General features: G+C 67.6%; 9 protein-coding genes and 1 pseudogene. 3 read left to right on the forward strand and 7 right to left on the reverse strand.

The genetic code is table 11. The features are described from left to right. Window positions 1-242: 242 nt before the first annotated feature. On the reverse strand, window positions 243-1,223 hold the full coding sequence (locus AXE84_RS08770) for an acyl-CoA thioesterase (protein WP_010613492.1): 981 nt from the start codon (window positions 1,221-1,223) through the stop codon (window positions 243-245). Next, on the reverse strand, window positions 1,220-2,917 hold the full coding sequence (ptsP, locus tag AXE84_RS08775; protein WP_010613493.1) for a phosphoenolpyruvate--protein phosphotransferase: 1,698 nt from the start codon (window positions 2,915-2,917) through the stop codon (window positions 1,220-1,222). The genes AXE84_RS08770 and ptsP overlap by 4 nt, the downstream gene beginning before the upstream one ends. Window positions 2,918-3,285: 368 nt before the next feature. On the opposite strand from ptsP, the gene AXE84_RS08780 reads away from it, so the two are divergent. Next, the gene (locus AXE84_RS08780; protein ID WP_009407368.1) at window positions 3,286-3,513 is read left to right on the forward strand and encodes a glucose PTS transporter subunit EIIB; all 228 of its coding nucleotides are present in this window, start codon (window positions 3,286-3,288) and stop codon (window positions 3,511-3,513) included. A gap of 433 nt (window positions 3,514-3,946) precedes the next feature. Further along, window positions 3,947-6,159: pseudogene (malQ, locus tag AXE84_RS08785) on the forward strand (4-alpha-glucanotransferase). Window positions 6,160-6,306: 147 nt separating this feature from the next. Here malQ and AXE84_RS08790 read toward each other — a convergent pair. The 3 genes from AXE84_RS08790 to AXE84_RS08800 form a co-directional block, all read right to left on the reverse strand. Continuing rightward, the gene (locus AXE84_RS08790) at window positions 6,307-6,768 is read right to left on the reverse strand and encodes a PTS sugar transporter subunit IIA (protein WP_010613495.1); all 462 of its coding nucleotides are present in this window, start codon (window positions 6,766-6,768) and stop codon (window positions 6,307-6,309) included. Beyond that, a complete protein-coding gene (locus AXE84_RS08795; protein ID WP_003786637.1) occupies window positions 6,765-6,995 on the reverse strand; it encodes a glucose PTS transporter subunit EIIB in 231 nt (76 codons plus the stop codon). Before AXE84_RS08795 ends, AXE84_RS08790 begins: the two co-directional genes overlap by 4 nt. A 187-nt stretch (window positions 6,996-7,182) precedes the next feature. Continuing rightward, window positions 7,183-7,932: a GntR family transcriptional regulator gene (locus tag AXE84_RS08800; protein WP_010613496.1), complete on the reverse strand. Its 750-nt coding sequence runs from the start codon at window positions 7,930-7,932 to the stop codon at window positions 7,183-7,185. 260 nt (window positions 7,933-8,192) lie between these two features. On the opposite strand from AXE84_RS08800, the gene AXE84_RS08805 reads away from it, so the two are divergent. Beyond that, entirely contained in the window at window positions 8,193-9,641 is a 1,449-nt protein-coding gene (locus tag AXE84_RS08805) for a PTS transporter subunit EIIC (RefSeq protein ID WP_010613497.1), read from the forward strand. A gap of 120 nt (window positions 9,642-9,761) precedes the next feature. On the opposite strand, the gene pepN is transcribed toward AXE84_RS08805, so the two are convergent. Then, window positions 9,762-12,362 carry an aminopeptidase N gene (pepN, locus tag AXE84_RS08810; protein ID WP_010613498.1) on the reverse strand — a complete coding sequence of 867 codons (2,601 nt, stop codon included), beginning with the start codon at window positions 12,360-12,362 and terminating at the stop codon, window positions 9,762-9,764. A gap of 192 nt (window positions 12,363-12,554) precedes the next feature. After that, the gene (locus AXE84_RS08815) at window positions 12,555-14,204 is read right to left on the reverse strand and encodes an LPXTG cell wall anchor domain-containing protein (RefSeq protein WP_060957608.1); all 1,650 of its coding nucleotides are present in this window, start codon (window positions 14,202-14,204) and stop codon (window positions 12,555-12,557) included. Between the last annotated feature and the right edge of the window lie 145 nt (window positions 14,205-14,349).

Genomic DNA, 14,349 nt, shown 5'->3' on the forward strand with positions numbered 1-14,349 from the left:
ACGTCATGGAATGAGCCTCAGATCCGGCGTGCTGATCGGTCGCGGGGCGCTGCGACCAGATCGTGGCGAGAATCGGGGGATGGGCCTGCGGCGCAGTGCGCAGCTCCTGAATGGGGACGTACTTCTCCGGCGAGGACTGCGTTGTCCTCCAAACTTCTGAGATCCGGCCGCAGTCGTATGGGGGAGAAGTACGTCCTGGATGGAGAACGCAGTCCTCGGTCCGTGTCCTCAAGGGGTGGGCGTCAGCCGGGGATGGCGCTGCCGTCGTCGCCCTCTCCCATGCGGATCCGCCAACGCCCTGACCCGCCGTCGGACTGCGAACCGGTGGGCATGCGCACCATGCCCTCCTGGGCGATGGTCGACACCAGCCGACCGGATGAGTCGAAGACCTGTGCGCGCGCCATGCCGCGGCCGCCCTGTGAGGAGGGGGAGTCCTGCACGTAGAGCAGCCAGTCACCCATATCCACATCCCGGTGGAACCACTGGGCGTGGTCGAGGGTCGCCAGGCTCATGCCCTCACTGCGCCAGGACAGTCCCTGGCTTCGCAGCACCGGCTCCAGCATCACCTGGTCGCACACGTAGGCCAGCAGTGCCCGGTGCACGGTCTGGGAGGTCTGCTCTGGGATGCGGCTGCGTGAGCGCATCCACAGGTGCTGGCGACCGGCACGCTCCTTGGCGGGGCGCAGGTAGAGGTTGCCCTCCACGTGCCTGAGGTCGAAGGCCGCCGTGCGCCCCAGGAAACGCGCCACCGGATGATCGATGGTGCGGAAGATCTCCAGCGCACTCGTCAAGTCCTCGGGGCGCGGAACCGAGGGGGCTTCCACGTGGAGGTCGGCACCCTCCTGCTCCTCCTGGAAGGAGGTGAGCATCGTCAGGATCGGCGTGCCCTCCTGGGAGGCGGCGGTGCGCCGTTGGGAGAAGGACCGTCCGTCGTGCAGGCGCTCGACGGCGAAGGTGATTGGTGTGTCGGGCTGACCGCCCCGCATGAAGAAGGCGTGAACCGAGTGCGGCAGACGCTCACCGTCGCCGTCGTCCACGATCGTGGCGGCCGCGGCAAGCATGCCCTGGGCCACCACCTGTCCTCCGTAGACCCGGCCCGAGAGCTGGGGCAGGGAGCCCCCGGAGAAGACATCCTCCCCGTCACCCGCCGACAGGCTGAGGATTCGGGTCACCGACCCGAGGGGCTCCTCCGTGGCGGCGGGGACGGGGTATGGGGTTGTCACAGACCGAGCTCCTCCAGGATCGGCAGCTTGGCGCGCACCGCCGAGCGCGCGTCCTCAGCCGTCGCCGCGTCCAGAGCGATCCTCGCCAGCTCCTGGCACTCGGTGAGCGTGACGGACTTCAGGACGGCGTCAACATCAGGCAGGGCGCGCGCCGTCATCGACAGGGAGGCGACCCCCAGACCCACGAGCACGGCGGCCAGCGCCGGGTCCGCAGCGGCCTCACCACACACGCCCACCGGACGTCCCTTGGGTGAGGCACCCTCGCAGGCGGTGCCGATCAGACGCAGAACGGCCGGCTGCCAGGCCGTGGACAAATCCGCCAGCGAGGACAGCAGACGGTCGGCCGCCATGACGTACTGGGTGAGGTCGTTGGTGCCCACCGAGGCGAAGTCGGCGTGCTCGAAGAGCTTGTCGGCCATGAGCGCGGCCGAGGGCACCTCGATCATCATCCCGGCCGTCTTCAGGCCGTAGGAGCGGGCCTTCTGCGTGAAGGCCTCGGCCTCCTCGGCCGTGGAGATCATCGGGGCCATGACCCACACCTTCGCCTCGGTGGCGGCCTCGGCCTTGGCCAGGGCCTCGAGCTGGTGGTCCAGGACCTCGGGGTCGCGGCGCGTCGTGCGGTAGGCGCGTACACCGAGCGCCGGGTTGGCTTCGGTGGCGTCGGTCAGGAAGGGCAGCGGCTTGTCCGCCCCGGCGTCGAGGGTGCGCACCACGACCTTCTTGCCGGGGAAGGCCTCGAGGACGCCCTGGTATGCCTCCACCTGAGCCTCCACCGTGGGCTCTTCGGGCTGGTCCAGGAAGCAGAACTCGGTGCGGAACAGGCCGATGCCCATGGCCCCGGCCTCGGCGGCGCTACGGGCGCCGGCCGCGTCACCGACATTGGCCAGCAGCTGGACCTCGTGGCCGTCCTTCGTGGCTCCGTCACCGTTGAAGACACGCACGCGCGAGGCGAGCTCCCGCGCCCGGCGCAGGGCGTCCTCGGAGGGGTTGAGGGTGATGCTTCCCTTGGTGCCGTCGACCAGGACGATGTCGCCCTCGGCCAGCGCGTCGGTGACCTTCTCGCCAGTGCCGACGATCGCCGGCATGCCCAGTGCGCGCGCCAGGATCGCGGTGTGGGAGGTGGGACCGCCCTCGGAGGTGATGAAGGCGATGACCTTCTCGGGGTCCAGCAGCGCGGTGTCGGCCGGGGCCAGGTCGGCCGCCACGAGCACGAAGGGCTCGGGCAGGCGGGGGATCCCGGGCATCGGGGACTCGGTCAGGACGGCGACGATGCGGTCGCGCACGTCCTGGATGTCACGGGTGCGCTCGGCCATGTAGCCGCCCAGGGACTCCAGCATGGAGGCCAGAGTTCCTGCGGACTCCCACACGGCGCGCTCCGGAACCAGGCGCTTCTCGCGCACCATGGCCTGCGCCGTCGAGGTCAGGGTGGGGTCGGCAGCCATCTGCGCGGTGGTCTCAAGGAGCGTGCGTGCCTCGGCCTTGGCCTCGGCCGCGGACAGCTCCAGGCCCTTCTTAACCTGCTGAGCCGCCAGCGCGATGCGCTCGCACTCCTTCTCGACATCGCGACTGGGTTCGAGGGTCGCGATCTCGGGCTCAGGAATGGGAGGGGCCATCCTGGCGACGGGGCCGGCCACAAGGCCAGGGCTCACACCGATGCCGGACAGGGTTGTGGAGGTGGTGTCGGACGCTGTCATGTGGTGCTCCTCATCGGAGACGAATGGGGATCATCGCTCATTGTGCCCCGAGTACGGCCGGAAAGAGACGTTTCCGCCAGGGGAATAACGATCTCCTCTGTGGGCGCGTCAAGGCATCTATCGCGTTCCCGTAAGGTTACGTGAGTGAGCCCCGTCATGCGAGGAAGGAGATCCCCCGGCGCGGTCGTCCGCTGTGCAGCAGGCTCTGCGGCCCGCATGCGCACGCCTCTTCCTGCCGACTGGAACTCTTCGCCGCGGACAACGCGGAGGTGGGATAAAGTGATCGCGAGCACGAAGGACCTCAGCTGCCCGACCACGCGCATGACAGACGGGGATTGCGCGAGGGCGGGAACCGGGAAGGAGAAGCCATGAGCACTGCATCAGACATCGTCGCCGGTCTCGGCGGCCAGGAGAACATCACCGACCTCGAGCCCTGCATCACGCGTCTGCGCGTCGAGGTAGCCGACCAGACGAAGGTGGATGAGGAGGCGCTGCGAGCGGCCGGCGCCTTCGGCGTGGTGCGTTCGGGCCGCGTCGTCCAGGTCGTCGTGGGGCCCACGGCGGACAGCCTCGCCTCGGAGATCGCAGCGCTCTGAACTGATCGCCCCGTTCCCGGAGGGTCTGCGCACCCGCCCGGCTCCAGCACCTGCAACGCGGAGCCGGGCGGCCTGCCTTTCCCCGCACAGCGGTGGGCGCATGTCGGGACGTGTGACCCGATCTCGCCGTCCGCTCCGCTGATCGCCGACCGGTTGCGCGTTCCTGGGCACATGGTCCCGGGCGACTCAACGGCAGTGGCGCCATTGCGCGGCTTCACGGTGAAACAGTTGCAGCAAAACGTCAGGAGACACGGTGCGGCGGGTGCACAACCCTCCACCGCTAGGGCACACTTGGACACTGCTAGTCCTGCTAGCGCCCGCATCCCGATCCGACCCATCCATCCCCAGGGGTGATGGCGGAGCGCAACCCTGCTCCACGCCCGCTCCATGGCGCTCCATCGCACATCTGCTCACGCAAGGCGGACCCACGCACATGAACGAGTTCAACGACGGCCTGTTACCTGCTTCCGAGAGCCTCAAGCAACTGGCTGAGGCCTACGGTGTCTCCACCGAGTACTGGGACTATCACGGCAACCTTGCCTCACCCTCAAGCGCTACTCTCAGGGCCGTGCTGGCCGCATTAGGGGTGAGCATCAACTCCGAGGAGGAGATCGGGCGCGCTCTGCGAGAGGTCGAGGACGCCCCCTGGCGGCAGGCGCTTGCCCCCACGGTCGTCACGCGCGGCGGGGTGGAGTCGACCGTCCCCGTCTACGTACCCGACGGCGCCAAGATGCGGGTGCGCGTCGAGCTCGAGAACGGGGACGTCCGTGAGCTGACTCAGACTGAGGACTGGACCGTGCCCCGTGAGGTGGACGGCGTCAAGCGCGGCCGTGCCTCCTTCATCCTCGGAGCCGATCTGCCCCTGGGATGGCACCGGATCATCGCCGAGGTCAGCCCCGGCTCCACGGACCAGGCCGCCCCGCAGGGGGCTCATGCCGCGCCGCCCGCCGACGGCGAGGCGGAGACCATCACCGTGACCTCGGCGCTGGCGGTCACCCCCAACCATCTCGATCTGCCCGAGTCTCTCGGAGACCGGGGCTGGGGGTTATGGCCCAGCTGTACTCGACCCGCTCGCGCGGGTCGTGGGGGACCGGTGACACCGACGATCTCACTGAGCTCGCCGCCTTCTTGGGGGACCAGGGAGCCGACTTCCTGCTCATCAACCCGCTGCACGCGGCTGAGCCGGTGGCGCCGATGACCCACTCGCCCTACCTGCCGGTGACACGCCGCTTCGTCAACCCCCTCTACATCCGGCCGGAGAACATCCCTGAGGTGGCCCGTCTGTCCGGCCCCAAGCGCTCGCTGGTGCAGTGGGCCTTCGAAGAGGTCAAGGACAGTGACCTCAGCGCCGAGCCGATCGACCGCGACGCGGTGTGGAAGGCCAAGCGCGAGGCCCTCGAGGTCATCTTCGCCGCCGGTCGCTCCTACTCCCGCCAGCGAGACTTCGAGCGCTTCCGGGCCGAGCAGGGCGAGGGGCTGGAGCGCTTTGCCCTGTGGAGCGCGCTGGTGGAGAAGCACGGGTCCTTGGAGAACTGGCCCGCCACGCTGCGGGAGGCGGACTCCGCTTACGTCGCCAACGAGGCGCACCAGCTGGCCGAGCGCATCGACTTCTTCGCCTGGCTGCAGTGGATCGTCGACGAGCAGCTGGCTCGCGCGCAGGCCGAGGCCCTGGCCTCGGGGATGGCCCTGGGCATCATGGACGACCTCGCCGTCGGAGTCCATTCCCAGGGGGCGGACGTGTGGTCCAACCCGGAGGCCTTCGCCTCCGGAGTCACCGTGGGGGCTCCGCCGGACATGTACAACCAGCAGGGCCAGAACTGGTCCCAGCCGCCGTGGAACCCCGAGTACCTGGCGCGCAGCGCCTACGCCCCTCTGCGTGACATGGTGCGCACGGTCCTGCGTCACGCCGGCGCACTGCGCGTGGACCACATCATCGGCCTGTTCCGCCTGTGGTGGATCCCCGAGGGCATGGGGGCGGACCACGGCGCTTACGTGCGCTACGACCACGAGGCCATGCTCGGCGTCGTCCTGCTGGAGGCTCACCGGGCCGGCGCTGTGGTCATCGGTGAGGACCTGGGGACCGTGGAGCCCTGGGCGCGCGACTATCTGGCCAGCCGTGGTGTGCTGGGAACCAGTGTCCTGTGGTTCGAGAAGCAGCACGACGGCTGGCCACTCCAGCCCCAGGACTACCGCAGGCTCGCCCTGTCCACGGTCAACACCCACGATCTTCCTCCGACTGCCGGCTACCTGGCTGACGAGCACGTCGATCTGCGTGAGCGCCTGGGCCTGCTCACCGAGCCGGTCGAGCAGGTGCGTGCCGAGGCGCGCATCGAACGCGACCGGATGACCTCCCGGTTGCGCGAGCACGGTCTGTTGGGGGATGCCCCCACCGAGCGTCAGGTCGTTGAGGCCCTGCACCGCTACGTGGTGCGCACCCCCTCGGTGCTGGTCGGCGTCGCCCTGGTCGACGGCGTGGGGGAGCGGCGCGCTCAGAACCAGCCGGGCACCGACCAGGAGTACCCCAACTGGCGGATTCCTCTGGCCGACGGCGCGGGAGAGGTCGTGTTGGTGGACGACCTGCCCGAGAACGCGCGCCTGGGCAGCCTGCTGAGCGTCGTGCGCGACGAGATGGCTTCTCGGGACTGATGCCACCACAGGCTCCGCGCCCACTGGGCTGCAGACGGGCCTGAGGCGGGCGACGTGCTGAGACGCAGTGGCCCCGGCCGTCACGATGACGGCCGGGGCCACACATTATGCGGTTGAGGTCCGATGAGACCGGGCCCGCGTTCGGGTCTACACCCAGGTCATGAGCGTGTCGCCGGCTGCCATTATGCGGCCTGGTGATACGGGCTCCAGATCAGTCTCATCACCCTCCAGGGCGATGACGGGGACGATCGGGTTGAGTCCGCCGGCTTCGATCTGAGCCGGTGACCAGCTGATGACGGGGCTGCCCGCGTCGATGGTGTCTCCCTCACTGGCCAGGAGGGTGAAGCCCTTGCCCCCCAGACTCACGGTGTCGAGCCCCAGATGGACCAGAACGCTGTGGCCGTCGTCGTTGGTGATGACGTAGGCGTGGGGATGGATCTTCGTGATGGTTCCGCTGATCGGTGCCAGGACGCTGACCTCGCCCCCGTCAGCGGTGTCCGGGGTGATGGCCACACCAGGGCCGACGATCTTGCCGGAGAAGACGGGGTCGGGAACATCGCTGAGGGCGACGACAACGCCGGATACCGGCGACTGGACGGTCAGGCTCACCGCAGGTCCTCGATGTCCTCCGCGATGGTGTCCGCGTTGGGGCCGACCACGACCTGCACGATGTCGCCGAGCTTGACGACACCGTGTGCTCCCGCGGTCTTCAGGGCCGGCTCGTCCACGAGGGAACCGTCCTCCAGCTCGCAGCGCAGCCGCGTGATGCAGGGTTCGATCTCCACGATGTTGTCGAATCCTCCGAGGGCGTCGACGATGCTCTGTGCCTGAGACATGGGTTCCTCCTGGGTCTGCCCGGGTGCTTGCCGGGCTCAGTGGGTGATGGTGCCGAGATGAGGCGTCAGGACATGGGCAGGTGCAGTCAGGTGCGGCACCTTCGCCGGTACCGGACTAATGGTCCATACCAGTACCCCATGGTACAGGCCGCCCGGAGGTTGTCTAGTACCGACCTGGGTCAGCCCCTCAAGACGACGAGCGGTCCGGGCGGAAGGCGGGTTTGGGGGCGGCCACCGGGACCCACAGGGTGTAACGGTCGGCGCGGAACAAGGTGCGCGAGTAGTCGATGGCGCAGTGCTCATGGAAAGTGCGCCGAGTGATGTCCAGGGTCGGGGCGCCCTCCTGGACGGAGAGCAGCGCTGCCTCCTGGGCCGTGGCCGCATGGGCCTCGATCATGTCTTCGCCCCACTGCGGCGCCAGGTCGGCCTGGGTCAGCTCGGCGTAGACCGAGAAGTTCGGGCTGGTGCGCAGCAGGTTGGGCAGAAGCGCAGCGGGAATCCAGTTCTCCTCGATCGCCATGGGGATGGCGTTGGCGGTCAGCAGGCGACGCAGGTGGTGGACCTCGACCCCGGCCTCGAGCTCGAGCGCCTCCGCCACGGTCTCATCGGAGGCGATGGTCTCGGCCTGCAGCATGACGACACCTGGCTCCATCCCGCGGCGCCGCATCTCCTGGGTGAAGGAGGTCAGCCGAACCTGCAGGTCAAGCTTGGGAGGCGCCACGAAGGTTCCCTTGCCCTGGTGGCGCTCCAGGACGCCGTCGACGACGAGGGTGTCGATGGCCTGACGCACGGTCATGCGGGAGACCTCAAACTGCTCGCACAGCTCGCGCTCAGAGGGCACCGGACTGCCGTTGGCGAGCCCGTTCCTGACCAGGTCCAGCAGGTGATTGCGCACGATGACGTACTTTGCCGGCTTCTTACCTGCGTTCTTGGGCATGGGACTCCCCTGGTTGACAGCGGGTGGAGGCGGCCAGGAGAAGGGGCGTGCCTGCGACCGCTGCTTCCGTTCCGTCGTATCGATTTTCATATCATTATGGCCGACGAGTGCGTCGCTCGCTTGACATTGAAGGTTCTATCGGTTTCTCTGGTGGCACTGGTCCAGACGTGTTCGGTGTCGATCCGTCCCGACTACCACCGTCACGGTGGCTATCTCTGACGCGGCAGTGCTGCCGCGCGATCCTGAACTGGAGAACACTCATGTCAGACAAGAAGAAGACGGGCGGCGCCTTCGCCCTTGCTCAGCGTCTGGGGAGATCCCTGATGCTGCCCATTGCCACGCTCCCGGCAGCGGGTCTGCTGCTGCGTCTGGGGCAGGCGGACATGCTGGGGGCCGAGGGACTGGCCGCGAAGGCGTCCTGGTTGCAGCCCGTCGCAGACATCTTCAGCGCGGCCGGTGGGGCGGTCTTCGACAACCTGCCCCTCATCTTCGCCGTCGGCGTCGCCGTGGGTTTCGCCAAGAAGGCTGACGGCTCCACCGGGGTGGCCGCACTGTTCGGCTTCCTCGTCTACCGGGCAGTCACCTGGACCATGTCGCCCATCATCATGGGCGAGCCCGCCCCCCTGAGCAAGGAGGCCCTGGACTGCCTCCACTCCTTCGATCCCGCCACGGGGAAGATCGCACAGGTTGGCCCCTGGAATCAGGGAGTCAAGTTCTGTGACATCCCCACCCAGACGCCCATCAACTACGGGGTTCTCGGCGGTATCGTCATCGGCGTCGTCGCCGCCCTGCTGTGGCAGCGCTACTACCGCGTCAAGCTGCCCGACTGGCTGGCCTTCTTCGGTGGACGCCGCTTCGTCCCCATCGTCACCTCCGGTGCCGCGCTGGTCATCGCCTTGATCATGTCGGCGCTCTACCCGGCCTTCAACTGGCTCATCAACGAGCAGCTCGGCGGCTGGCTCATCAACGCCGGAAACTCCAAGGGCATCGCCGGCGCCCTGGCGGTCTTCGTCTTCGGTACCGTCAACCGCCTGCTCATCCCCTTCGGCCTGCACCACCTGCTCAACTCCGTGCCCTGGTTCCAGCTCGGCTCCTGCCAGACGGCCTCCGGGGACACGGCGCACGGTGACATCACCTGCTTCTTCCAGGGCGTGGACGGCTCGAACTCCTGGACCGGGGGCTTCACGACCGGCTTCTTCCCGATCATGATGTTCGCGCTGCCCGCCGCCGCCCTGGCCATCTGGCACACGGCCAAGCCTGCCAAGCGCAAGGCGACCGGCGCCCTCATGATCTCTGTGGCACTGACCGCTTTCATCACCGGTATCACTGAGCCCCTCGAGTACGCCTTCGCCTACGTGGCCTTCCCGATCTACGCCGTCCACGCGGTGCTGACCGGCTCCTCCCTGGCCATCGCCAACCTCCTGGGCGCCAAGGACGGCTTCGCCTTCTCCGCCGGGGCGATCGACTACCTGCTCAACTTCGGCAAGTCCGCCGAACTCTCCGGTGGTGTGGTCCGCGGACCGCTCATGATCATCGTCATGGGGCTGGTCTACGCCGTCATCTACTACTTCCTCTTCAGGTTCCTCATCGTCAAGTTCGACTTCAAGACCCCTGGGCGCGAGGACGACGACGTCGATGCCTTCGCTGCCGCGCAGGCCGCTGCCGCCAAGTCCACGGGCAAGAAGGCTGCGGAGTCAACCCGGCGCTGAGCGATACGGGTGCCGGGATGTCGGGGCCGGCACCACACGATCTGGGGCCGAGCGCATCATGCGCTCGGCCCCAGACCATTGCCTCCTCTCGAGCCCGCTCCGGGCCGGAGGGTGACGCGGTTACTGCTGGCTCTGGCTCTCGGCGGCCTGCGCCCTGGCCACGCGCAGCGTGTCATCGAGGTTCTCGCGCACGATCCGTCGCAGTGCGGCCGGTGCCTGGTCGTGGGACTCCAACCAGCCCGTCAGGGCGGCGGCTGGGTCGTCAGCGCCCTTGAGGCCCACCGTGACGCACGACCACAGGCCCGTCAGCAGGTTCTCGGCCATGTGGAAGGTGCGGGAGGACCACACGGAGTCGATGGCCTCCACATATGCCCCCACGAAGGGAGCCAGCAGCTCGGGGTGGCGCTCGACATTGGTCAGGCCCCGCAGGACGCGCACCTGGGTCTCGTTGGGCATAGCGGCATCGCCGATGAGGGCCCGCCAGGTGTCCTGCTTCGCCTCCGGGGTCGGGATCGATGCCCGGGCCTCCGCAGCGCGCTCACGCCCCGTGGTTGTGCGGTCCCGGGCCTCCTCGGCACGAATCTGCTCCTCCCCGCTGCGGCCGGCGGCCACCAGGCCGATCAGCAGGTCCCAGCGCAGGTCCTGGTCGACGTCGAGACCGCCGAGAGTCTGGCTTCCCTCCTCAAGCCCGGCGACGACGTCGAGCTGTTCATCGGTGACGGCGTGAGCGGCCAGGGCTCTGACCAGCTGGAGCTGCTTGTCGCTGCCGGGCTGGGCCGCCCGCGCCAGCTCCAGTAGCCGGTCGGCGGTGCCCGGGGCGAGGTCGCGGCGTACGGCCGGGGGCAGGAAACCGGACAGGCAGGTGGTGATGCGTCCCAGCAGCCCCTGGATGACCGAGGAGTGCTCCTCCACACCCAGCGCCCGCAGGGCCGCGTCAAGGAATCGGGAGGCGGCAAGCTCGCCGTCGCGCACCATGTCCCAGGCCGATGCTAGGACGATCGAGCGCGGCAGGGACTCGGTGAAGGCCTCGATGTGCTCGAGGCCGAAGGACAGTGAGTCCTCATCGAGGCGGACCTTGGCGTAGGTGAGGTCGTCATCATTGAGGACGAGGACATCCGCCCGCTTGGTGCCGACCAGCTCAGGAACCTCGGTCAGCTCACCGTCGACATCGAGCTCGATGCGGTCGGTGCGCTCCAGGCGTGCCTCGGCTCCCCGGCCGGTCAGGCTGTAGCAGCCGATCGCCACCCGGTGCGGGCGCAGCGAGGCCGGTGAGTCGGCGGGGATCTCCTGGCGGACGGTCGCCTGGGTGATGAGGCCGTCGGCGTCGGTGGCCAGCTGCGTGCGCAGGGTCGTCACACCGGCCTCCTGGAGCCACAGGCGGGTCCAGGTACTCAAGTCGCGTCCCGAGACCGCCTCCAGCTCACGGAGCAGGTCGCTCAGCTCGGCGTTGGCGTAGGCGTGCGCCGCCAGGTAGCGCTGGATGCCGGCGAAGAAGTTCTCCCTGCCCACGTAGCCCACGAGCGCAGCCAGGACTGAGGCCCCCTTGGCGTAGGTGATGCCGTCGAAGTTGACCTCGACGTCGTGCAGGTCATGGATCTCCGCGGCCACGGGGTGGGTGGAGCTGAGCTGATCCTGGTTGTAGGCCCACCCCTTCTCCAGGGTCTGGAAGGTCGTCCAGGCCTGGTTCCAACGAGTGATCTCGGCGGTGGCCAGAGTGGAGGTGTACTCGGCGAAGGACTCGTTGAGCCACAGGTCGTTCCACCAGGTCATGGTGACCATGTCCCCGAACCACATGTGGGCCAGCTCGTGCAGGATCGTCACGGCGCGCCGCTCCACTCGGGCCTCGACGGGCCTGGAGCGGAAGATGTAGTCGTCGCGGTGGGTGACGCAACCGGCGTTCTCCATCGCCCCGGCATTGAACTCAGGAACGAAGATCTGGTCGTACTTGGTGAAGGCATAGGGGGTGGCGAACAGATCCTCGTAGTAGGCGAAGCCCCGCTTGGTCAGGTCCAGGATCTCCTCTGAGTCCATGTACTCGACCAGACTCTTTCGGCAGTAGACCCCCAGTGGCACGGTACGTCCGTCGCCGGCCACATACTCGTCGGTCACACCGACGTAAGGCCCGGCGACGATGGCCGTGACGTAGGAGCTCATCGGCTCGGTGGGGGCGAAGGCGAAGGTGTGGGCATCCCCTGAACCATCGGCGGCCTCGGCGGGAGTCGGCTCAGGGGTGGGGGAGTTGGACAGCACCGTCCAGCTCGACGGTGCGGTGACGGTGAAGGTGAAGGAAGCCTTGAGGTCGGGCTGCTCGAAGACGGCGAAGACCCGCCGGGAGTCGGGGACCTCGAACTGGCTGTAGAGATAGGTTTCGCTGTCGGCCGGGTCGGTGAAGCGGTGCAGCCCCTCTCCGGTGTGCATGTAGGCGCAGTCGGCGACGACGACGAGCTCATTGTCCGCGGCCAGATCCTTCAGCGCGATGCGTGAGTCCGTGTAGACCTCGGTGGGGTCAAGAGGGGCCCCGTTGAGGGTAATGGAGTGGACCGTTGGTGCGACGAGGTCTATGAAGGTGGAGGAACCCGGGGTGGCCGTGAAGCGTGCCGTGGTGGTGGAGCCGAAGACCGTCTCGCCGCGCGTGAGATCGAGGACGACGTCATAGCTCTGGGTCCGTACGGTTGCGCTGCGCTCGGCGGCCTCAAAACGAGTCAGGTTCTGACCGGGCATAAGAACTCCTGTCTGAGAGGGATGCGCTGCCCATGGGGGCGCGCCGGGCGATTGTCTCACCTTCTGATCGACACCGGCAGTGCCTGGAGCGCCGTACAACGGCTCCGGGGGACGACACGTCATGTGTCGTCCCCCGGAGCCGAGGTTGTTCCCACAGCTTGGGGAACGTCAGCGGATCAGGTCAGATGCGGCTCAGGCCTTGTTGCGGCGACGCAGCACCAGGGCGGCGCCTCCAGCCACGACCAGGAACGCGGCGATCCCGCCGAAGAGCAGGCCGTTGGCACCGGTGTGGGCCAGGGAACCGTCGCTGTCCTTGGTCGTCTCACCGCCGGCCCGGTTCTCCGAGGAGGAGTCCTTGGCGTTCGAGCTCAGGTTGTTGCCCTTGTCAGCCCCGGCCTTGTTGTCGCCGGCGTTGGCCTGCTTGTCTCCACCAGCCTGCTTGTCGCTGCCGGCGTTGGCGTTGCTGTTGCTTCCGCCGTTGTTGCCGCCACCGCTGTTCTCGGTGGTCTTCTGCTCGCTGGCCTTCTGCTCGGTGGTCTTGTCGCCGCCGGCCTGCTTGTCGCTCCCACCGTTGTTCTCAGAAGCCGAGCGCTCTGTAGTGCTCTGCTCAGTGGTCTTCTGTTCAGTGCTCTGACGCTCGGAGGTCGAGCGCTCGGTGGTGTTCTGCTCCGAGTTCTGACGCTCGGAGGTCGAGCGCTCGGTGGTCTTCTGCTCGGTGGTCTTGTCACCGCCGGCCTGCTTGTCGCCGCCGCCGTTGTTCTCGGTGGTCTTCTGCTCGGTGGTCTTGTCACCGCCGGCCTGCTTGTCGCCGCCGCCGTTGTTCTCGGTGGTCTTCTGCTCGGTGGTCTTGTCGCCACCGGCCTGCTTGTCGCCGCCGTTGTTGCCGCCGCCATTGTTCTCGGCGGTCTCGGTCTCGGTGGTGGAGCGCTCGGTGCTCTCGACGGTGAAGGTGTGCTGGGAGACCGTGGTGACGGTCTGGCTGGTGGCCGTCTCGCTGTGGTGGGAGCCGGTCAGAACCAGGACGTACTCCCCGTCGGGGGCGTCAGAGGGGGCGGGCAGGTTGCCCGTGAGGTTGCCGTTGGCGTCAACCGTCAGCTCACCAAGGGTGTAGCAGATGCTGGAGTCGCTCTTGCTCTTGAGGAGGACCGTTACCTTCTCGCTGGCGTAGAAGCCCTGAGCGTTGAAGGTGAAGGTCTGGGACTGGCTCTCCGTGCGGGTGGAGACCTCGTAGGAGCCGGAGATACGCGTGTCGTCGAAGTAGATCTGCGTCTGCTGCTGCTTGGTGACCTGGGCCGTCTCAGTCTTGTCGCCGTAGGTCATGCAGCCGGCTCCGATGGTCCACCCGTCAGTAGTGGTGGCCGTGGTTGAGCCGATGGACTTGATGAGCGCCGCCAAGTCAAGGTCTGAGGTCCAGCTACCGTCTGCGGCCGCCTCGGTCTTGACGACGTCGGAAACGGAGCCGTCAGGTGCATACAGCGCGATGCCGACGGTGGCCTGCTTCCCAGTGCAGCCGGTTCCCGAGACGGTGAAGGACGTGTTGGTGCTGGTCGAGACGAAGGTCTTCTCCTGGGTGATCTTGAAGCTGCTGCCCTCACTCGTCTTACTGGGGGCAGGAGTAGCCTCGCTCGTCTTGCTGGGGGCCGGAGTGGCTTCGGCGGTCTTGCTGGGAGCCGGGCTGGGCTGAGCAGGGCCGCCGGAAGGCGTGGTCGCCTCGGCGGTGCTGCTGGGGGTGCTCGGGCTGTTGCTGTTGGAGCTGTTGGCGAGAACGGGAGAGGCAATGAGCGAGGCTCCGGTCATTGCGGCCACCGCGCTGGCTGCGGCCAAGGGGCGTCCAAGACGCATGTGTCCTCCTAGGTCTGACGGGGGAACGATGGTTGTCGGCGATCCGATTCTTCGCCGACTCGTTATCTACCGTAACGATGAATAGGTTGAAGACGTGGGTCTCTGAAGTGATACCAGACACATAGATGAGTGTCCTCACTCACGT

This window comes from Actinomyces oris (assembly GCF_001553935.1).
In the GTDB taxonomy this organism is placed as follows: Bacteria; Actinomycetota; Actinomycetes; order Actinomycetales; family Actinomycetaceae; genus Actinomyces; species Actinomyces oris_A.

What these genes read in the sequence shown, in the direction of transcription:
- AXE84_RS08805 (WP_010613497.1), top strand. Translation starts at nt 8,193, where the DNA reads ATGTCAGACAAGAAGAAGACGGGCGGCGCCTTCGCCCTTGCTCAGCGT.
- pepN (WP_010613498.1), bottom strand. Translation starts at nt 12,362, where the DNA reads ATGCCCGGTCAGAACCTGACTCGTTTTGAGGCCGCCGAGCGCAGCGCA.
- ptsP (WP_010613493.1), bottom strand. Translation starts at nt 2,917, where the DNA reads ATGACAGCGTCCGACACCACCTCCACAACCCTGTCCGGCATCGGTGTG.
- AXE84_RS08800 (WP_010613496.1), bottom strand. Translation starts at nt 7,932, where the DNA reads ATGCCCAAGAACGCAGGTAAGAAGCCGGCAAAGTACGTCATCGTGCGC.
- AXE84_RS08815 (WP_060957608.1), bottom strand. Translation starts at nt 14,204, where the DNA reads ATGCGTCTTGGACGCCCCTTGGCCGCAGCCAGCGCGGTGGCCGCAATG.
- AXE84_RS08780 (WP_009407368.1), top strand. Translation starts at nt 3,286, where the DNA reads ATGAGCACTGCATCAGACATCGTCGCCGGTCTCGGCGGCCAGGAGAAC.
- AXE84_RS08795 (WP_003786637.1), bottom strand. Translation starts at nt 6,995, where the DNA reads ATGTCTCAGGCACAGAGCATCGTCGACGCCCTCGGAGGATTCGACAAC.